The organism is Halobacillus sp. BAB-2008 (assembly GCF_000328325.1).
Classification (GTDB): Bacteria; Bacillota; Bacilli; order Bacillales; family Halobacillaceae; genus Halobacillus.
In genome coordinates this window covers 1-20,081 of record NZ_ANPF01000021.1, presented here as the reverse complement: position 1 = coordinate 20,081, position 20,081 = coordinate 1, and the positions used below count along the sequence as shown (strand labels likewise).

Genomic DNA, 20,081 nt, shown 5'->3' with positions numbered 1-20,081 from the left:
GTTTTTTTTCAAAATATCAACAAGACCATTATAACAAGAAAGGCGACCGCATGGGTACGCCTTTTTCACTTTTTTCCAAATAATCTGTTGGACGATCATTCTTCATCTTCCAGCACGCGGTAAGCCATGTCATACAGAAGCCGCTGGCTGTCGATCTCCTCCTGCCCGTGGTCCCGCTTCACATATACATAACTGCCGTCGTTCCTCTGCTCCCTCGCCTTCACATTATCGCTAAGCATGATAGACAGAATCTTATTCAGCCTGAGCTTAATCGCAGGTTCAACCACAGGAAACAGGAGTTCCACCCGTTTGACCATGTTCCTTGTCATCATATCTGCAGAAGACAGAAAGAGTTTATCCTGTCCGTGGTGGTGGAAATAATAGATCCGGCTGTGCTCAAGAAGCCGTCCGACAATACTGATGACACGGATGTTCTGACTCACCCCTTGGATACCTGGACGCAGACAGCAGATGCCGCGGACGATCAGATCGATGTGAACGCCCGCTCGGGAAGCTTCATAGAGCTTCATAATCAAATACTTATCCGTCAGTGAATTCATCTTTGCAATGATCCGGCCGTTCCCATATTCTTCATGAAAACGGATTTCCTGTTCTATGCAGCGGATAAAATCATTACGGATATCGAACGGAGCCATGGAAAGATAATGAAATTGCGGTTTTTCTGTGTAGCCGCTCAAATAATTGAAGAAATCGGTCGCATCCGTTCCGAATGGATCGTCAGCGGTGAAGATGCCCATATCGGTGTATAACGATGCCGTCTGGTCATTATAGTTCCCTGTGCCTAAATGCACGTACCGCTCAATCTTTTTTTCTTTCTTCCGGACGATGAGAGTAATTTTGCTGTGGGTCTTGAGGTATGTCATCCCGTAAATGACATGACAGCCTGCCTTTTCCAATTCTTTTGCCCATTGGACGTTGTTTTCTTCGTCAAACCGGGCCTTCAGCTCCACTAACACCGTCACTTGCTTGCCGTTTTCTGCTGCTCGTTTCAAAGCATCGATAATGGGAGAGTCGCCGCTCACCCGGTAGAGCGTCTGCTTGATCGCAAGGACGTATGGGTCATCCGCTGCGTCGGAAACGAAGTCGACGACCGGCGCGAATGATTCGTACGGATGATGGAGGAAGATATCCTTCTCTTCGATCGCTTGAAAGATATCTTCTCTTCCTTCCAGATCCTTCGGGGGCTGGGGAATCAATGTTTCATAGTATAAATGCTCCTTTTCTTTCTCCAATGCACCATGGAACGCGAACAAAAAAGTAAGATCCAAAGGTCCGTCATTCACATAAATATCGGCTTTTTCTACTTCCAATACCTTACGGAGAAAATGGATAACATTCTCATCATATTTGCCTTCCCGGACTTCCAGACGGACGGCAGCTCCCCATTTCCTCTTTTTTAATTCTTTCTCAATTTCTTTCAGTAGATCACGAGCACCTTCTTCGTGAATGGTCATATCAGCATTTCTCGTTATTCTGAATTCCGTTATCGATTCTACTTCATACCCTTTGAAGAGCTTTCCGATGAAGTGACCGATGACTTCTTCGAGGAGAATAAACGGATAGTCTGTCTGATGATCCAGTTGAATGAAACGGTCGAGCACCGAAGGCACCTGGACAATAGCTGTTTTCTTAGATTGTTCCGGATCCAGAACATCTCGTATGACAATTGCCAGATTGATCGATTTATTCAAGAGCATGGGAAATGGCCGGTACGCATCTACAGCCATTGGAGTAAGAACAGGAAAGATCTCTTCATCGAAATATTTTTCCAGTAACGCTTTTTCTGCATTGGAGAGGTCCGCCATGTTCATTAAGTTGATCCCTTCCTCTTTCAGCTCCGCCTTCATAGAGCGGAAAGAGTCGTATTGCCTGTCAACGATCCGGTGGTTGGTATCCGCAATCCTCTTTAACTGCTGCTTTGGAGTCAGACCTGCTTTATTCTCCGGTTTGTTAAAACCAGCCTTCACCTGATCTTTCAGACCCGCTACGCGGACCATGAAGAATTCGTCCAGGTTGGAGGAACCGATGGCAAGAAATTTCAACCGTTCCATCAAGGGATTATCCAAATCGAGCGCCTCAGCGAGCACCCTCTCATTAAACGCGAGCCAGCTGAGTTCACGGTTGTTATAATAATCCGGCCGCCCCAGCACCGCCTTCTCATCTTCCATGGACATGGTGATCACCCTTTATCTCGTATTCGCTTCGTTATCTCTTTTCCACAAACTGCATCGTAATAGACCTCTTGATCGACTTTTCCAAATGCTTTTTATGCTTTTCCGCCTGGTATTCCTCCGCCATCCACGCTCCTTTACAATGGCAGATGAGCAGAACTTCCTCCGAAGTCACCTCAACTTCCAACTTCTCCACAGCCTGCCTCCTCGTACTGTCGAGACTGTAGCATAATTTCAGAAGTGCCCCCATCAGACGGAGTTTTTTCCGTTCTTCTTTTAAAAACCATTCCTTGAAAGGAGACAGGAACTGTTTAAACACCGTTTTATTTTTAAAAGAAGCGAGCAGAGCGAGACGCAGCCTGTCCGTATGCATCAGTCCGTCGATTGTACGATTCGCAAGCAGATAAAAAGTGTGTTGAGAACTCGATTCCCCGTCAATATATTCTCCTAAATTAAACACGTGGCCGGCACGTTTCACTTCGAGCCAGTCTTCCTTATTCAAAGACCCGATTCCCTTCTCCTGAAGGGCACGGAAGAGATCGCCAGCCAAGTGCTGGACATGATGAATCTGCTTAAGGTTCAAGTCATAGTCACTGACGAGTTCCTGGATGCTTTCTTCCAGTACATTCGGAAACACATCTGTCCCCATATCTTTCGTCAACTGTTCATAAAAGATTCCGTCCCTCAACCCTTTACGGCTGAGGATAAAGCTGGTCGCCGCTGCCCGGTCGTATAGACAGTGAAAAACCTCGGTAGCCGGTAAGATGATATCGGCACGATCTTTCGATAACCCTTCTACTTTCTGCAGTTTTTCCATAGACAGGGTGTGCAGATAATTCTTAATGAAAGCAAGGTCATTTTCCTTCATTCTGTATTGATGCAGTCCCGCAAGCGGGTATTCCTTCATATTCTGGTCGATTTGGACAAGGTTCCTGGCTCCGCCGCCGATTCCGATAACAGGAACACGGCGGTCCTTCAACCATGGGAGCGTACCGAACTGCTCAAGCAGATACCTGCGGAGCTCTCCCAGCTCTTCTTCTGATGGAAGATCGTCTGCAAAGAAATCCTGCTTTAAGGTCAAGGCACCGAAGGGGAAGCTGTGAGAGTCGATCAGCTGACGGTCTTTGAAATATGTAACTTCCGTACTGCCTCCTCCGATGTCAATCGTGATCCCTTCCTTGACAGGTGTGGAATTAACGACAGCAAGGTAACCATAATAGGCTTCCTCCTGCTCTGTAAGAATCCTCATATCAAACCCTGTCTCATCGGATACAGCACGTATGATATCCTCCTGGTTCCCAGCCTGACGGATGGTAGCCGTAGCGACACAAATGAGCTCTTCCAGACGATAGGAGAGAACAACCTCGCTGAATCCTTTCAACGTTCTTAAAAGGGTATCCATACCTGCGTTGGACAGAGTACCGTCATCCTGCAGGTGACTTCTAAGGCGGGCCACCGCCTTTACGTTTTCAATTTCACGGAAACGCCCGCCATTGTCTCTCCTGTAAATGACCAAACGCATGGTATTGGAACCGACATCGATGATGGCATAATATTTCTTCGGCATCGTCTCTCCCCACTCCCTTCATTTTCCGACATTATACCATAGAAAAACCCCCGCCTTCGCTGTCGAAGGCGGGGGTACGACAAGTTTATCGGTTTAAAAGACTTCCTACATATTTAAGCAATTCATTAGCGGAGCTGGAGTTGTATCCATGCTCATCCACGAGAGTCGCCACCACTTCATTGATCTTCTTAAGCTGCTGTTCATCCGGTGTTTTCGTAGACGTCGTAATTTTCACTACGTCTTTCAAGTCGGCAAACAGCTTCTTCTGAATGGCTTCTCTAAGCCGTTCATGAGATTGGTAATCGAACTTCTTCCCTTTACGGGCATAGGCGGAGATACGAATCAAGATTTCTTCCCGGAACGCTTTCTTCGCGTTTTCAGAAACACCGATCTGCTCTTCAATGGAACGCATCAAACGTTCATCCGGATTCAACTCCTCTCCTGTCAGAGGGTCACGAAGTTTCGCTTTGTTGCAATAAGCTTCGACATTATCCAGGTAGTTATCCATCAAAGTGACAGCTGACTCTTCATAAGAATAGACGAACGCTTTCTGAACTTCTTTCTTAGCGATCTCATCGTATTCCTTCCGTGCAAGGGATATGAAATCCAAGTAACGCTCCTTATCATCACTGGAAATGGAGGCATGGCTTCCAAGGCCGTCCTTCAACGACCGGAGAACGTCCAGCGCGTTGATGGAAGTCAACTCCTTCTTGATGATGGTGGATGAAATCCGGTTAATGACATAACGAGGATCAATTCCGCTCATTCCCTCATCTGCATGCTCCTTCTTCAACTCCTCGACATCCACATCACTGAAGCCCTCCAGGATTTCTCCATCGTACAGACGCATCTTCTTCAATACATCAATGGAAGCTTTCTTCGACTCCTTAAGCCTTGTCAATATCGTGAACATTGCCGCAACCCGCAGCGTATGTGGTGCGATGTGCACGTCTCTTATATCGCTTTCCCGGATCATCTTCTCATAGATTTTCTCTTCCTGACTCACTTTCAAGTTATAAGGGACCGGCATCACGATCATACGGGAGTGGAGAGCTTCGTTCTTCTTATTAGCAATGAAAGACCGATACTCCGCTTCGTTCGTATGGGCGATGATCAATTCATCTGCAGATATTAGCGCGAATCTACCGGCTTTGAAATTCCCTTCCTGCGTCAAACTGAGCAGGTGCCACAGGAATTTCTCATCACACTTCAGCATCTCCTGGAATTCCATGATGCCGCGGTTCGCTTTATTCAATTCCCCGTCAAACCGGTACGCACGAGGGTCCGATTCCGAACCAAACTGGGCGATAGTAGAAAAGTCGATCGATCCTGTCAAATCGGCGATATCCTGAGATTTCGGATCAGATGGACTGAATGTTCCAATGCCTGTACGCTTATCTTCGGAGAAAAAGATACGCTCTACTTGAACGTCCTCAATCCGGCCGTCATATTCTGTCTCGACCCGCATGGTATTCAAAGGTGACAAACTGCCCTCTATACGAATTCCATACTCCTCCTGGAATTCTTTCCTCAAATGGTTAGGTATTAAATGCAAGGGATCTTCATGCATCGGGCATCCTTTAATGGCAAAGACCGCGCCTTCCGCTGTATGGGTGTATTCTTCCATTCCCCGCTTCAACAAGTTGACAAGCGTCGATTTACCGCCACTGACCGGTCCCATTAATAAAAGGATCCGCTTCCTGACATCCAACCGCCTTGCCGCAGGGTGGAAGTACTCCTCTACCAGTTTCTCCATCGCTTCATCAAGACCATAAATATCCTCATCGAAGAATTTATACCGCTTATGGTCATGTTCTTCTGCAACCCCCGCATTCTTGATCATATTGTAAACGCGGGAATGTGCGGATTGAGCTAAATACGGACGTTCTTTCAATAGATCCAAATATTCTGCGAATGTACCTTCCCATTTGAGTTCCTCTTCGTGTTCCCGGTGGTCTTGTATTTTCTTTAAAATGTCCACTTCGCGACCTCCCCCGTCGTAAGAGACGAATTTTAATACATCCTATGCTTGGATTATCGAAAACATGTGTGACTGACTCGTAATTAAGGATGCAGGCGGACACCAGAGACCGTTAGAAGGTCCATCCCCTTAAGCACCTGAGCTGTCCACCTTCTTCATGCCTATGCCGCCCCGCTTCAAATCTTGACCATAAAAAAAGAAGACTGGAAATTTCAGTCTTCTTCATAATCCCTTCGTTCCTGATACCGGCGCCTCTTCGCCAGTCCGATTACCAGAAAAGTAATAAAAAGAAAAAAATTGAGGAGTCGGAATTCTTCATAAATGATTGCTAGCAATGCCCAAATGAAAGCGCTGATCAAAAAAAGCACACTGGATATCAAAGACTGATTCACAAGGCATCCCCTCCTGTTTCAATTATAAAACAATTCTGTACTTATGTATGCCACCAACCATTGTAACTGGGTAATTCAACCTATAAAACAAGGACATTTACATCCTTTGCAAATTTTGACACATTCCATTGCCCTTGTTAGAATGATTGTGGTTATTTTAATGTGATAAAGTGCTTAACTGACAGAAAGAAGGATTGCATATGGAAACATGGTACTTTGTCGATTCCGGTCACTGTACTCCTGCCATGAACATGGCACTGGATGAGGCTTTGATGAATTGGCACAGAGCCGGAGAAATTCCGCCTGTCCTCCGATTCTACGGCTGGGCACCAGCCGGCTTATCCGTAGGGTACTTTCAGAAAGTGAACGGTAAGATAGACATGGATGGCGTGAAAAAACACGGCTACGAGCTTGTCCGTCGCCAAACCGGCGGCCGGGCTGTTCTGCACGACAAAGAACTGACATACAGTGTTATCGTCTCAGAACAACATGAAGCGATGCCGGCTTCCGTGAAAGAAGCCTATTTGGTAATTTCCAAAGGACTCCTAGAAGGGTTTCGTAACCTGGGGATCCAAGCTGATTTTGCTGTACCGGAAGGTAAACTTGGCGTGACAGGCTCTGCCGTATGTTTTGAAGAGCCGTCCTGGTATGAACTGATTGTAGAGGGAAAGAAAGCTGCTGGCAGTGCCCAGACACGCAAAAAGGGAATCATCCTGCAGCACGGATCGATCCCGATTGATGTAGATGATGTCAAGCTTTTCGATATGTTCCTATATAAAAATGAACGGGTGAAAGAACGCGCGCGAAAAGCATTCGGAGACAAAGCGGTTGCCATCAACCAACTGCTCGATAAGCCCGTTGATTTCAACGAGACAAAACATGCGTTTAAGAGTGGATTTGAAAAAGGGATGGACATAACGCTTGAACCTTTCGAACTCTCTGATGATCAATGGAAAACAGTAGAGAAAATCGCCGCAGAACGATATCAATCGGATGAGTGGAACTTTTCCCGATAATTAAAGGAGTGGACAACATGGCTAAAGACCAAGAGTACATAAGAAAGCCGGATTGGCTTAAAATCAAAATCAACACGAACAAATCCTACACCGGGCTGAAAAAGCTGATGAGGGAGAAGAAACTGAACACGGTTTGTGAGGAAGCACGCTGCCCGAATATTCACGAATGCTGGAGCGAACGTAAAACGGCAACCTTTATGATCCTTGGGGATACGTGCACACGCGGGTGCCGCTTCTGCGCGGTAAAAACCGGACTTCCGAACGAATTGGACTGGGGAGAGCCGGAACGCGTGGCTGAATCTGTCGAAATCATGGGACTGAAACACGTAGTGGTCACAGCTGTCGCCCGTGACGATCTGAATGACGGTGGTGCAGCCGTTTTCGCGGAAACGGTAAAAGCGATTCGCCGACGTGTCCCTGGATGCACGGTGGAAATCCTTCCTTCCGACATGAAAGGTGATTACGAGAGCCTTCACACACTTATGGCTGGAGAGCCGGACATCTTCAATCACAACATCGAAACCGTACGTCGACTTACTAAGAAAGTCCGCGCTCGTGCGATGTACGACCGTTCTCTGGAATTGCTGCGCCGCGTTAAGGAAATCCGCCCTAACACACCGACAAAATCAAGCATCATGGTCGGCCTCGGGGAAACGAAAGAAGAAATTATTCAAGCGATGGACGACCTGCTGGAAAACAATGTCGATATCATGACAATCGGCCAATATTTGCAGCCGACGAAAAAACACTTGAATGTGGAACGCTATTACCATCCGGATGAGTTCGAAGAGCTGAAACAAATCGCTCTGGATAAAGGCTTCCGACACTGTGAAGCCGGTCCGATGGTCCGTTCTTCTTACCACGCAGATGAACAAGTCAATTCCACATCCGCTCAGCGCCGAATCAAATACATGAAAGGCTATGAGTCTCAAGGAAAAGAATTGGATACAACAAACTTCTAACTTAAACGAAAAGGCCCCTCCATTCGAGGGGCCTTTTCCATTTACCAGAAACCGCCGTATGGGGGACGTCCGTAGTATCCGCCATAGTACGGAGGCGGCGGTGGCGGATACCCTCCACCAAAACCTCCGTAGAAACCTGGAGCAAGTGCACCTCCGAGAAAACCGCCGAGCAGTCCGCCGGCGAACGGCCCTAAAAAGAAGAACCGTTCATCTTCATCGCGGAAGCCATCCTGCATGTGATTCGGGTAGTAATACGAATATTGATTCATTCCTACTCCTCCAATCCAACCTTGGTTATTCACCTACTCTTCACTCTATGTAAACGCCCGGTGAGGCGTATAGGCATCTGTCATCCGAGAAAGGATAAAATTAGCAGGACAAGCCATTTCCTTCAATTTGGAAGTGAGGTATAATAAAGACCAGAACGACTTGTCTGGCTAATAAAGGAGGATGGACGATGAATCTAACTTTGATCATTCTTGTAAGCGTTGCATTTCTTACGGCCATTTTCACTGCCGGCTACAACACGAAGGCTGGATCACCTAAGAAATAAGGAAAAGAGTGCCTCCCTTTGCGGACGCACTCTTTTTTGTCATTTGATCAAGTTTGGATAGCCTTGCTGCTTCAACGCATCGTATAAAATGATGGAGGCGGTGTTCGATAAATTCAAAGAACGAACTTCCCCTGTCATAGGGATGCGCAGGCAGCGATCTTCCAATCCCTCAAGGAGGTCTTTCGGTATGCCTGTCGTTTCTTTCCCGAATACGAACATCCAATCTTTCTCCGGACTGCTGAAATCGAAATCGGCATACGACTTCGTTCCGAAATTTTCAATGTAATAAAATTCCGCTTCCGGATAAGCCTCGTACAATTCTTTAATGGAATCATGATAGTGGACGTTCACCTTATGCCAGTAGTCCAAACCGGCCCGGCGAAGCATCTTATCATCTGTTGAGAAACCAAGCGGACGGATCAAATGAAGTTCTGTATTTGTCGCTAAGCAGGTCCTTGCAATATTACCGGTATTAGCCGGAATCTCCGGTTCAAATAAAACAATATGGTTCGGCATGTCTTTCACCTCAGTCTAGTCATAATCAACCAGACCATTATAACATACCGTTCATCCGTCAATTCGGAAAAATTTGTACTGGATTGACGGGGTATAGGCGGTAGAATCTTCATAGGCCCAGTAACGATGTCGGCTGTTAGATGTATGGGCATTGACGAGCGGCATACCGCTCGCATCCTTCCTTGTTACGATCGTATTATGATCAAAGCGCCCGTTCCCCTGGAAATCATAGCAGATGATATCCCCCGGCGACAGCTGATCGGCTGATGATACTTCCGTAGCCGTCAATCCTTTCCGCGCACCACTCATATACCAGCGCAGCGCATGAGCGACCGTCCAGCTGTAGCTCCATGTCCCACTTCCATACCACCATCCCTTACTTCTTGCAGGCGAGCCATGCATAGGGGCACCACCGGCCCGCAGACACTGAGATACATAATTGGTGCAATCGACATCAAAGTGCCGGTAAGCCGGGTTATAGCTGTCCCACCACCTGTCCGCGTAGCGCACGGCTGCTCTTCTGTCGTACGTAAAACGGCTCTCCTCCCTCTCCCTTGAATGACTGAATTCCAAAGCGGATGTTAAGGAATCCGTACCCGGGCGCTCCGTTCGGATTCGATGATCCAGCCACTCCCCTTTAGAGAATCTGCTTCTTCCCTCGTATATTCCTTCTTCCAAGTAAGTTCGCGGTCCGTCCTTCACCAACATGGAGACGTGCAGCAAATAATCAAGACAGACCTCCTTGTCGTAGGCGGCCCGGTGGTACGGTTTCAGTTCAAATGTAACCCGTCGCAGCGACTTCCCACCCGCTTCTAATGCGTCGACTTTCTTTCTCAGCCACTCTTCTTCGTTCTGGTCAAACAGGCGATCCATGATTCTCTCCCAGTACCGCTGTAATAAATGAACAGCACTCATCCGTCTCCCCTCCCCACCTTCATATCTATGAAAAAGGATAGGAATACATGAAAAAACGGCTCATCCAAACAGGATCAGCCGCTTCTATGTTCCGTTACGGAATGGTGCTCTCGTTCGAGCTCTAATAACTTCTCTTTCTTATCTATTCCACCCGCATACCCTACGAGTTTCCCGTTACTTCCAATGACCCGGTGACACGGGACCACGATAGAAAATGGATTTTGGTTAACAGCACCTCCGACAGCCCGGATCGCTTTCGGGGCGTGGATATAGGAGGCGATGTCCTTATAGGAACGTGTTTCTCCATAAGGGATCTGGTGGTGCAGCGTCCGCCAGACCTGCCGTTGAAAGTCCGTACCGTAACATTGGAGAGGTACCTGGAATTCCGAACGCCTGCCTGCAAAATATTCCTGGAGTTCCTCCCTCGTCTGTGCCACATATGTTTGCTCAGGGTCGTAGACCAACTCCCCTTTGAGAAAGTGCTTCCTTTTCCAAGTTTGATAGAATGCGGTCCGATCTTCGTATTTGCCATAATCAATGCGGCAGACCCCTTCATCATTCGCAAGTACTGTAACAGCACCTAAAGGAGTCTCGAATGTGTCATGATATAAGAAAGACTGATGGTTCATGGTCAACCCCTTCTTCAATTAACATTATTTTCTATTATACAAGAGCTGTAGATAGATGAAAAGGTACAGGCGCTTATAGTTTCTCAAATTGGAGCCCTTTCTCCATTTCCACCCGTACCTGATCGTTCTCTTCTTTCTCCATTGCCTTAAGGATCTCTTCCCTGCCGTCCTCTGTTCCAATCTTGCCGAGTGCCCAGGCAGATGTCCCCCGGATCACCGGACGTGGATCTTCCTTCATCAATCGGATCAACTCCGGAACGGCCGTCTCATCCCGGTAATGGGCGAGCGCGAGGATAGCATTACGCTGAATAGGTTTTTTACCTCTCCAGGATCCTGATATAGAACCATAGGTATTCTTGAATTCTCGATTGGAAATGGATAAGAGCGGAACCAATTTTGGTTTCACAACTTCAGGGTCCGGCTCGAATTCTTCATGGTTATGAAAATCTTTCTTTCTGTTCTTCGGACAGACCGTCTGACAGGTATCGCATCCATAGAGGCGATTGCCGATCACTGTTCGGAATTCATCCGGAAGAAAATCCTTCGTCTGCGTAAGGAAAGCGATACACCGCTGGGCATTCAACTGCCCGCCCTGCACGAGAGCATCGGTCGGACATGCATCCACGCAGATGGAACAGTCCCCGCAGCTGTCGTCCACCGGTTCATCCGGGGCAAAAGGGATATTAGTAACTATTTCTCCTAAATATACATATGAGCCGAACTCCGGAGTGATGACGGCGCAGTTCTTCCCGCTGAAGCCTATACCGGCCCGCTCTGCCACAGCCCTGTCGGAAAGTTCCCCCGTATCCACCATCATCTTCAGTTCGGCGTCGGGCACTTTCTGTTTAAGGAATTCCCCTAACTTCTGCAGGCGGTCGCGCAGTACATCATGGTAATCCTGTCCCCAGGAGGCGCGGCAGAAAAGGCCTCTTCGCTCTCCCTTTCTGCTTTTCGGAGCGTCTTTCATTTTGGAAGGATAGGCCAGGGCGATCGACAGGATCGATTGTGCCCCCGGGAGAAGGCGACTCGGTTCCGTCCGCTCTTCTGCGCTTCCTTTCTCAAATCCGGACTGATAGCCGAGCTCTTCCTGACGGATCAGGCGTGCCTTCAGTTCGCCGAACACGTCTGCTGCAGCGAAGCCTATTTTATCAATGCCTATTTCTTTGCTGTATGCGATGACTTCGTCTTTCAGCTGTTGATAATCCACCCTGGTCCTCTCCTTTCTATCGTAAGTCTTTAACTTTAGCTGTCCGTATGCGGTTGAGTACCGCTGCTATTTCCATCATTCGTGGTCTGGCAAGCTCCCCGGGATGCTGGTTTTTGAAAGGTGCAAAAGATGCCAGCCCCTCTTCGTTCATTTGTTTCTCAATCATGGAGAGTATTTCCGATACACTCCGTTCTTCTTTCCAGATGCCTCTCTTCTCCAAATGAAGCAGAATATCGGCAATCATTCTCGTCTGGGACGAATCGATCAACTGCTCGATCCCGTCCAACTCTATATCGGTATGCCCCATGAGAATTCTTTTCAACCCTTTCGCCTGCATCTTTTCCTTCCTGCCTTTTTGTGCCTGGATAGTACTCGGAAGGAACGCCCGCTTCGGCAGGGTTCCAAAAGCCGCTTGCTCCTGGGTCGTACGTCCGGTCGGATACGCTTCGGCAATTTGCTTTGCCTTCTTCGTGACATCATAAGGAATGTATTGATCCATCATAATGACGTCGTCGGCCACCTGGAAATAGTCTCCGGATCCGCCCATCACGAGGAGCGTAGAGATTCCCAAGCCATCTCTGAGCTGCTTGACTTTATCAAGGAAAGGAGTGATTGGTTCCTTCTCCTGTACAACAAGCTGCTGCATCCGTTCATCACGGATCATGAAGTTCGTAGCACTCGTGTCTTCATCGACGAGAAGCGTCGTAGCACCTGCTTCCAAAGCTTCTATTACATTCGCGGCCTGTGACGTGCTGCCGCTGGCGTTTTCTGTGGAGAAAGTCGTCGTATCTGCACCATGAGGAAGATTTTTGATGAATGGGGAAATATCGACATTCGTCACCTGACGGCCATCCTCCGCACGAACTTTGACTGCATCGGGGTCCGTCAGCACATACTCCCTTCCATCCCCTTGAATATGAGGATACACACCCCGCTCCATTGCATTCAAGAGGGTACTTTTACCATGATAACCTCCACCGACAATCAATACAATTCCTTTGTTCAGAGCCATCCCCGTCAACGGTTCCTCTCTGTGTGGAATGGAGAAGGACACCCGCTTCTCCTCCGGGCTCCGGAACGGTACCGCGTCCTTCATCGGGCGCTGACTGATGCCGCTCTCCCTTGGAAGGACTGAACCGTCTGCTATAAACGAAATCCAATCGTTCTTCTTCATTTCACGGAGAATCGCTTCATGCTGATCGGCAAGCTGGCAGGCTGCTTCCAATTCTTCATCCTTGATTTTAAAAATCGACTGTTTCATGATTTCCGGTAATATAGAGAAGAACAGTTTCTCTGCCTGTTTCCCATTGATCCGTCTCCCATTCGCAGGCAGACCTACCGTAAGACAAACGACCACAGAATCGTTCTCCAACTGAACAGCCGTCCGCTCCAATATTTCCTGACCGGGACGATCGACAGAAACGATTCCGCTTTTGCCGCTCCCTTTCACACTCGTCTGGGTTTTACTTATCCTTTTTGCCACGGCTCTTGTCAATCTGTCTTCCGTGTAATACTTCCGTCTGCTCCCGTCTTTCCAACTCGCTTTCATTTCCCGCTGTTTATCCGGGATTCGGATTCTGATTTTGGACGGGGATGCAAACGGATCCCCCTGGACATAATCCAAGAATAAATCGTAATTCGGGAAACGATAATTCCCCTGAAGCTGCTTGTATGCTTTATAACTTTTACCATCTATCTGTTTCAGTTGCTGCTGTAACCGGTTCATAGTGGATTCCTCCTGATTTGTAGTTCTACTATAGGATGTATCCATTTTTCCTCAAGAAAAAACGCAATGCTTCGTTATCCATTTAACGAAACACTGCGTTGGTTCACATAAGTATAAAAAATAATAGCTTTTGGAGCGGGTGAAGGGAATCGAACCCTCATCATCAGCTTGGAAGGCTGAGGTTTTACCACTAAACTACACCCGCATGTCTCCCTCATCGGAAGTACATTTGCTATTATAACAATCGTTTTTTAACCATGCAACAATTAATTTGCAATTTCTTGTCGAATATTGTTTTTTCATGACAGGATCGTGTTAAGCGTGTTGCAATACACAATGTCCAAACAAAAGACGACCCGCATCCGTGGATGCGGGCCGTCTCTTTTCTTTTTACAGAATTACGGTATTCTTTAATGCTGCAATCAGATTCTCAAACTCCTCTTGGACCTGCCGGGCGATTTCAGGCTTTTTGTACATCTCGGCCTTCTCACCGGAGAGATCCGGTTCGATCAACAGGGTCCGTCCCCCATCAAAAACGACTTCGATCTTCCGGGGAGCTGTATTCTCATTCATGCTGTAATCCTCGAAGTATTCTTTCATGGAAATGATCCGATCTGTAAAGAGTGTTTCCTTCTTCAGCGACATGTCCTTGGACATACTGAGCACTGTCAACGTACGATCGTTCCGATTGACAATAAATAATTGATCCAGGTCTGAATCGGCAGCTTCGAGCGAGCAATAGTTATCAGACTCAAACAGGTCTTCCGTAAATTCCAGTACAGCGGCTCTTTGCAGGTGACCCAGTTCTTCCGTACTTAGTCTTTCCTTCAGTGTTTGGGACATGAATAGAAAACCTCCTTTATTTGCTTTCTCTGTTCAAGTCCCCGTTTCAAGAGCTGCTAAAACGAATGCTGGCAAATATAAACAATATTTACCAATCACGATACTTCAAGGGGTTTCGAAAGTTCGATAGTTTCGACATCGTTCCCTTCTTTTCCCGTTGACGTCATTTCTCATAACTGCTCGGAGATGTAATGGAAGAGCTCTACCGTTTCTATGTATTCCGCTGCCTGTTTGCTATCCAAGGCACGTTCCAGCTTATGATTGGCCTTTTTTGCGAATTCTTCCACAATATCATTGTCCGATAAGCCCGTTAATTTATCCAACAACTGCATTTTTTCCTTACTATCTTTCTCAATATCAGACCACTTCGGCTCTTCCTTTCCTTCTGGTTCACCGACGCCTTCCACTAATACCTTTACTTCCTTTTGCTTCTCCACCGCTTCCTTGAAGGATCTGACTGTCCGTGCATCCACAGGCGCTCGTACGGATACCTTCTGTTCTTCCGCTTCTTCTTTGTCAATGTGTATCCTCTGATAAGTTTGTGAATGCTCGCTGATGGTTTCCTTTGGACTTGCTTCTATATTCGCTTGACTATCCTGCTGACTTAACTGCCACACTCCAAAGCTGATTGCTGCAATTCCCAGTATGGACGTGACTTTCACAAACCTGCTCATTTACCCCGTTCCTTCCTTATCCCTCTGAACAAAAGGAATTTTTCGACACTTTGTAACATGATTGTAACATTACAAAAAATTACTGTAAACGGATGTCAGAAAAAAACAAAAGAATATAAAAAAGAACATCGCCTCCCTCCACAGGGAAGCAATGTCCAAAGATTACCCATTCTCCACTTATAAATTTCGGATAAACAAGCGAATGACGTCTGCGCCACCGATAAACGTACCTAATGAACTTCCGAGGTTGGCAAGAACGACTACGAGAAGGATCCGTGTCACTTTGTTATTCCAAAAGCCTTTCACACTCGTCACATCATCCGACAGCGTATCGAAGTCTCCTACATTCGGACGTCGGAAGTACGCCTGGACAATACCCGCGAACCAGCCTGCTGCAATCAGCGGATTCAACGAAGTGATCGGCGCCATGATGAAGGCCGTCACAACTGCCAGCGGATGAGCTAAGGCGACAGCGGTTCCTAATGCCGAAAAAGATCCGTTCCAAAGGATCCAGCTGATGGTCTGCTGCGTCCCTGCGGCAGGGTTGGAGAAGAACGTATAGACAATGACCGACAATATCAATAAAGGAATCGTCCAACCGATGATCTTCGGCGCTTTTGATTTCTTCGGCCGCTCCGTCAATTTCTTCAAGTCATGCTCTTTATGGATCTCTTCTTTGATCCCCGGAACGTGGGCAGCTCCCAAAACAGCGACCACTTTATTCCCTGGAGCATGCTTGATGGAATGCGCCAAGTACTGATCACGCTCATCGATCAACGGCTTCTTCAACGTAGGGAAACTATCCGTCATATCCTGGAGCATACCATCCAGCATATCCTGTGTTTTCAGCTTCTCCAACTCTTCCTCTGATATCTCCTCTTTACTGAAGATCCCGTAAATGATCGAGAGAAGCAGCTTCGCCTTTCCCTTGAAACCGATATTTCCCCAAATCCTTGCAAAAGTAATTTGGATGTTACGGTCGGCAAGAACCAGTTCCGCTCCCGTTTTCTCAGCTGATTCGATTCCCTGGATCATCTCCTGGCCCGCCTGGATCCCGAATTGCTTCGCCATCTTCTTCTGAAACGAAGAGATCGCCAGGTTGACGAGCAGCAACGACGCTTTTTTACTTTTGATCACTTCAAATATATCTGTATTCTTCCATCGGTCCCCGTCACGGATCGATTCAAAACGCTGCTCATCGAGCTCGACACAAACAGAGTCCGGCCGTTCCGCTTCGATGACTTCCTTCACCTGTTCTGCGCTCTGCTTCGACACGTGGGCAGTACCGATAAGAATGAATTCCTTCTCACCAATATGTATTCTTGTTATATTCTCTTCCATTATAGACATCAAAAACCTTCCTTTGTCTTAAGTCAGAAATTTACCTCTCTTCTACCATATTAAACTAGATTCCCTTAAAAGAGAATCCTTTCCCCTGATTTATCCCGGGCGTTGACAAACGGAAAGGAGAAAGATAAAATCTCTATAATAAATCCATACAGCTCGTATATATTTGGAAATAGGGTCCAAACGTTTCTACCGAACTACCGTAAATGGTTTGACTACGAGAGGGATAGGCTGCATGTGCATGTACGACATACAGCCTGTCCTTCTTTTGTACCCTCTAGTTTTAGAAAAAATGCTAGGGGGTTTTTTCATCAAAAGGAGGAGATTCCATTATGACAGCCAATACACCCAAAGATATACTAACGAAACGCATCCGGACAGCAAATAAGGATGTTCCCGCTGATGTCGTCATTAAGAACGGGCGCATCATCGATGTTTTCAATATGGAAGTCCTGGAAGCAGATATAGCCATCACAGAAGGCACGATTTCAGGAATCGGCGAATACGATGGAAACGAAGTAATCGATGCCCATGGGAAGTACATTGCTCCTGCCTTCATCGACGGACATGTCCACATCGAATCCTCTATGGTTCCTCCCGAAGAATTCGCGAGAGTCGTTCTTCCCCACGGCGTGACGACGATCGTTACAGACCCACATGAAGTAGCCAACGTCTGTGGAAACCGCGGCATCCAGTTCATGCTCGATCAGGCGAAGGATACCTGTATGGATATGCATTTCATGCTGCCATCCTGTGTCCCCGCCACACCGTTCGAAAACGCAGGTGCCCGTCTCATGGATGAAGATCTTCGTCCCTACTATGACCATCCCCAAGTACTTGGCCTGGCAGAAGTGATGGACTACCCCTCCCTCCGGAGCGCCGCACCCGATCTCATCGGCAAGTTGACGTCCACGACCCTGGAAGGGAAAAAGATTGACGGTCACCTGGCAGGTCTGGACCCGCACGCCATTAACATCTACAGAGCTGCCGGTGTCCTGACGGATCATGAGTGCAACACGCCGGGAGACGCCCTTGAACGTATCCGGAGAGGGATGTATGTCATGATGCGGGAAGGATCGGTTGCCAAAGACCTGCTTGCCCTGCTTCCAGCAGTAAAGCCTCACAATTCACGGCGCTTCTTCTTCTGCACCGATGATAAACATATCGATGATCTGCTTCGAAACGGCAGCATCGATCATCATGTCCGTCTGGCCATAGCAAACGGGACAGATCCGATAACGGCCATCCAGATGGCATCCCTGAATGCTGCAGAATGTTACGGACTGACTGATAAAGGGGCTGTCGCTCCCGGATATAAAGCCGATTTGATCTTGTTTGACGACTTGAATGATCCTGTAATCTCAGATGTCTATAAGGAAGGAAAGCATGTTGCCAAAAATGGTTCCTACATCGGACCTGCTCCGGGCAGGAAGGACCTTGCATCAGCGATTACCAACACTGTCCACCTGCCGGAACTGTCGGAAGTTTCACTGAAAATCCCGATGGAATCCTCCAAAGCTAACGTCATAAAAATCAATCCTAACAGCCTGAGAACCGACCACAACGTGGAACATGTCCAGGTAGAGAACGGCTCTTTCCTTCCTTCTGTGGAAGAAGATCAGTTGAAGCTGGCTGCAGTGGAACGTCATCATCAAACAGGCAATATCGGACTCGGTGTCGTGAAAGGACTCGGCTTAAAGCGCGGAGCCATTGCTACAACGATTGCCCACGATTCCCATAACATTGTCGCCGTCGGTACGAATGATCATGATATGATCCAAGCAATCAAGCATCTCTCAGACATAAACGGCGGACTTGCTGTCGTTGTCGATGGAAAGCCTGTCGCATCCCTCTCGCTTCCTATCGGAGGTCTGATGTCCGACAAAACGGCAGAAGAAGTTAATGCCGCCTTGGATCATGTGCACCATTCATTAAAGGAGCAGGGGTTCCAAGGAGATTTCAATCCATTCCTTACCCTATCCTTCCTCACACTGCCGGTCATCCCGTCTCTGAAACTGACAGACAAAGGCCTGTTCGACGTTACTAAACTTCGTCATATTGACGTTTCCTGTTCATAAATAAAACGGCCTGGCGACTTCGCCGGGCCGTTTTTATGAGCTTGAATTCGATTTCACACTTAGTTCCCGACTGATCTTCTCGACCACTCTCGGCAGGTCTTCTTCAATCCTCGCTCCACTGAAACGAAGAATCTTCCAGCCATGGTTCCTCAGATACTCATCCTTCTCCCATTCCTGATTCATTGCCGGAGAGGAGACCAAAAAGTCATGTTCCACAGCCTCCACTGCAATTTTCACGGAAGGAAAAGCAACGTCCACCTGATATTTCCCTACCTGATGACGGAGAGCCGGCCGAAGTCCATGCGACACAAGTTCGCTGTACAATTTCTTCACAATCGTGGAAGAAAGGATGTCCTTCTCATCCAAGGATGGAACTCTTTCCTCCCCTTTGATACGCAGAATGAGGACAACAGAAAGAATCAGCAGACCCATGAAAGCAGCGTATTCCAAAAACATCATCATATTCATCTTTATCACCCACTACCATTCTATCCAAACACCCTGGCATTCTATTCGTAAAAGAACGAAAATGACCATTTTGTACCTCTTTGTGTGTCCCCACTTTTTAGAAGTGATCGACAGCTTCCACAGTCTTTCACCATGTTTTTAATTGAATAAGAAAGACCCTATCTGCAAAACAAAAAAGACGTTATCCTGTTATAAGGATAACGTCTTTTCATTCTTGTAGTACCGGTGGTCGGGGTCGAACCGACACTCCGTGAGGAACACGATTTTGAGTCGTGCGCGTCTGCCAATTCCGCCACACCGGCATATGTCTTGGAGGCGGCAACCGGAATCGAACCGGTGATAAAGGAGTTGCAGTCCTCTGCCTTACCGCTTGGCTATGCCGCCACTTATTTATTATTTACATTCTAACATATTCAAGTGGCACTGAATATATTCAAAGTTTTATTGGAGCGGGAGACGGGATTCGAACCCGCGACCCCCACCTTGGCAAGGTGGTGTTCTACCACTGAACTACTCCCGCATATGTAATGGCTGGGCCAGCTGGATTCGAACCAGCGCATGACGGTACCAAAAACCGTTGCCTTACCGCTTGGCTATGGCCCAATGATCAGTTCAGTTGAGAAATATTAATGGGGCGGCTGATGGGAATCGAACCCACGAATGCCGGAACCACAATCCGGTGCGTTAACCACTTCGCCACAGCCGCCATATGAAGTAAAAGCAGGGGTAGTAGGAATTGAACCCACATTGACGGTTTTGGAGACCGTAGTTTTACCATTAAACTATACCCCTATTTGAATGAAATGAAAATGGTGGAGGGAGTAGGACTCGAACCTACGAACCCGATGGGAGCGGATTTACAGTCCGCCGCGTTTGGCCAACTTCGCTATCCCTCCACTATAATTCAAGTGGTGCCGGCCAGAGGACTTGAACCCCCAACCTACTGATTACAAATCAGTTGCTCTGCCAGTTGAGCTAGGCCGGCTTAAATGGTGGCTCGGGACGGAATCGAACC

At 47.5% G+C, this 20,081-nt stretch carries 17 protein-coding genes, 9 tRNA genes and 1 riboswitch; of the genes, 3 read left to right on the top strand and 23 right to left on the bottom strand.

Translation table 11 applies throughout. The features are described from left to right. Positions 1-95 precede the first annotated feature (95 nt). The 4 genes from D479_RS05560 to D479_RS05545 all read right to left on the bottom strand — a co-directional run bounded on the left by D479_RS05560 (position 96) and on the right by D479_RS05545 (position 6,132). Positions 96-2,195, bottom strand: a complete 2,100-nt coding sequence (locus D479_RS05560) for an RNA degradosome polyphosphate kinase (RefSeq protein WP_008634573.1) — start codon at positions 2,193-2,195, stop codon at positions 96-98. A gap of 31 nt (positions 2,196-2,226) precedes the next feature. Then, complete coding sequence (locus D479_RS05555) at positions 2,227-3,759, bottom strand: Ppx/GppA family phosphatase (protein ID WP_008634572.1); 1,533 nt, start codon at positions 3,757-3,759, stop codon at positions 2,227-2,229. An 85-nt stretch (positions 3,760-3,844) separates the two neighbouring features. Next, positions 3,845-5,740, bottom strand: a complete 1,896-nt coding sequence (locus tag D479_RS05550; protein ID WP_008634571.1) for a PrkA family serine protein kinase — start codon at positions 5,738-5,740, stop codon at positions 3,845-3,847. Positions 5,741-5,952: 212 nt separating this feature from the next. Further along, a complete protein-coding gene (locus D479_RS05545; RefSeq protein ID WP_026578302.1) occupies positions 5,953-6,132 on the bottom strand; it encodes a hypothetical protein in 180 nt (59 codons plus the stop codon). Positions 6,133-6,326: 194 nt separating this feature from the next. Here D479_RS05545 and D479_RS05540 point away from each other — a divergent pair, with 194 nt between their 5' ends. Together D479_RS05540 and lipA are read left to right on the top strand one after the other, a co-directional pair. Next, entirely contained in the window at positions 6,327-7,148 is an 822-nt protein-coding gene (locus D479_RS05540; protein WP_152413325.1) for a biotin/lipoate A/B protein ligase family protein, read from the top strand. Positions 7,149-7,165: 17 nt separating this feature from the next. Beyond that, positions 7,166-8,110, top strand: coding sequence for a lipoyl synthase (gene lipA / locus D479_RS05535; protein ID WP_008634569.1), 945 nt, complete (start codon positions 7,166-7,168; stop codon positions 8,108-8,110). Between the two features lie 41 nt (positions 8,111-8,151). Here lipA and D479_RS05530 read toward each other — a convergent pair whose 3' ends face one another. From D479_RS05530 to D479_RS05485, 10 genes are all read right to left on the bottom strand, one after another. After that, entirely contained in the window at positions 8,152-8,379 is a 228-nt protein-coding gene (locus tag D479_RS05530) for a hypothetical protein (protein ID WP_008634568.1), read from the bottom strand. Between the two features lie 323 nt (positions 8,380-8,702). Further along, complete coding sequence (trmL, locus tag D479_RS05525; RefSeq protein ID WP_008634566.1) at positions 8,703-9,179, bottom strand: tRNA (uridine(34)/cytosine(34)/5-carboxymethylaminomethyluridine(34)-2'-O)-methyltransferase TrmL; 477 nt, start codon at positions 9,177-9,179, stop codon at positions 8,703-8,705. 51 nt (positions 9,180-9,230) lie between these two features. Next, entirely contained in the window at positions 9,231-10,094 is an 864-nt protein-coding gene (locus D479_RS05520; protein WP_008634564.1) for an amidase domain-containing protein, read from the bottom strand. Positions 10,095-10,168: 74 nt separating this feature from the next. Beyond that, complete coding sequence (locus D479_RS21170) at positions 10,169-10,723, bottom strand: methylated-DNA--[protein]-cysteine S-methyltransferase (RefSeq protein ID WP_008634562.1); 555 nt, start codon at positions 10,721-10,723, stop codon at positions 10,169-10,171. A 73-nt stretch (positions 10,724-10,796) separates the two neighbouring features. Next, positions 10,797-11,930, bottom strand: coding sequence for a tRNA epoxyqueuosine(34) reductase QueG (gene queG, locus D479_RS05510; protein WP_008634559.1), 1,134 nt, complete (start codon positions 11,928-11,930; stop codon positions 10,797-10,799). Positions 11,931-11,946: 16 nt separating this feature from the next. After that, positions 11,947-13,656: an ABC-ATPase domain-containing protein gene (locus D479_RS05505; protein ID WP_026578300.1), complete on the bottom strand. Its 1,710-nt coding sequence runs from the start codon at positions 13,654-13,656 to the stop codon at positions 11,947-11,949. Between the two features lie 131 nt (positions 13,657-13,787). After that, a tRNA-Gly gene (locus tag D479_RS05500) sits at positions 13,788-13,861 on the bottom strand. 185 nt (positions 13,862-14,046) lie between these two features. After that, a complete protein-coding gene (locus tag D479_RS05495; protein ID WP_008634557.1) occupies positions 14,047-14,499 on the bottom strand; it encodes a hypothetical protein in 453 nt (150 codons plus the stop codon). Positions 14,500-14,669: 170 nt separating this feature from the next. Then, positions 14,670-15,173, bottom strand: a complete 504-nt coding sequence (locus tag D479_RS05490) for a hypothetical protein (RefSeq protein WP_008634555.1) — start codon at positions 15,171-15,173, stop codon at positions 14,670-14,672. A 177-nt stretch (positions 15,174-15,350) separates the two neighbouring features. Continuing rightward, positions 15,351-16,517 carry a TraB/GumN family protein gene (locus D479_RS05485; protein ID WP_039870914.1) on the bottom strand — a complete coding sequence of 389 codons (1,167 nt, stop codon included), beginning with the start codon at positions 16,515-16,517 and terminating at the stop codon, positions 15,351-15,353. A 139-nt stretch (positions 16,518-16,656) separates the two neighbouring features. Continuing rightward, positions 16,657-16,758: riboswitch (purine riboswitch) on the top strand. 94 nt (positions 16,759-16,852) lie between these two features. Here D479_RS05485 and ade point away from each other — a divergent pair. Continuing rightward, positions 16,853-18,598 carry an adenine deaminase gene (gene ade, locus D479_RS05480; protein ID WP_008634551.1) on the top strand — a complete coding sequence of 582 codons (1,746 nt, stop codon included), beginning with the start codon at positions 16,853-16,855 and terminating at the stop codon, positions 18,596-18,598. A 33-nt stretch (positions 18,599-18,631) separates the two neighbouring features. Here the strand turns inward: ade and D479_RS19810 are convergent, their stop codons facing one another. The 9 genes from D479_RS19810 to D479_RS05435 form a co-directional block, all read right to left on the bottom strand. Beyond that, complete coding sequence (locus tag D479_RS19810; protein ID WP_008634550.1) at positions 18,632-19,066, bottom strand: DUF559 domain-containing protein; 435 nt, start codon at positions 19,064-19,066, stop codon at positions 18,632-18,634. Positions 19,067-19,286: 220 nt separating this feature from the next. Next, positions 19,287-19,368 (bottom strand) — tRNA-Leu (locus D479_RS05470). An 8-nt stretch (positions 19,369-19,376) separates the two neighbouring features. Continuing rightward, a tRNA-Cys gene (locus tag D479_RS05465) sits at positions 19,377-19,450 on the bottom strand. 61 nt (positions 19,451-19,511) lie between these two features. Beyond that, positions 19,512-19,586, bottom strand: a tRNA-Gly gene (locus D479_RS05460). A gap of 8 nt (positions 19,587-19,594) precedes the next feature. Beyond that, positions 19,595-19,669: transfer RNA gene (locus D479_RS05455), tRNA-Gln, on the bottom strand. 27 nt (positions 19,670-19,696) lie between these two features. Further along, a tRNA-His gene (locus D479_RS05450) sits at positions 19,697-19,772 on the bottom strand. Between the two features lie 15 nt (positions 19,773-19,787). Next, positions 19,788-19,858 (bottom strand) — tRNA-Trp (locus D479_RS05445). Positions 19,859-19,876: 18 nt separating this feature from the next. Beyond that, positions 19,877-19,962: transfer RNA gene (locus tag D479_RS05440), tRNA-Tyr, on the bottom strand. A 13-nt stretch (positions 19,963-19,975) separates the two neighbouring features. Then, positions 19,976-20,051: transfer RNA gene (locus D479_RS05435), tRNA-Thr, on the bottom strand. Positions 20,052-20,081: the final 30 nt, after the last annotated feature.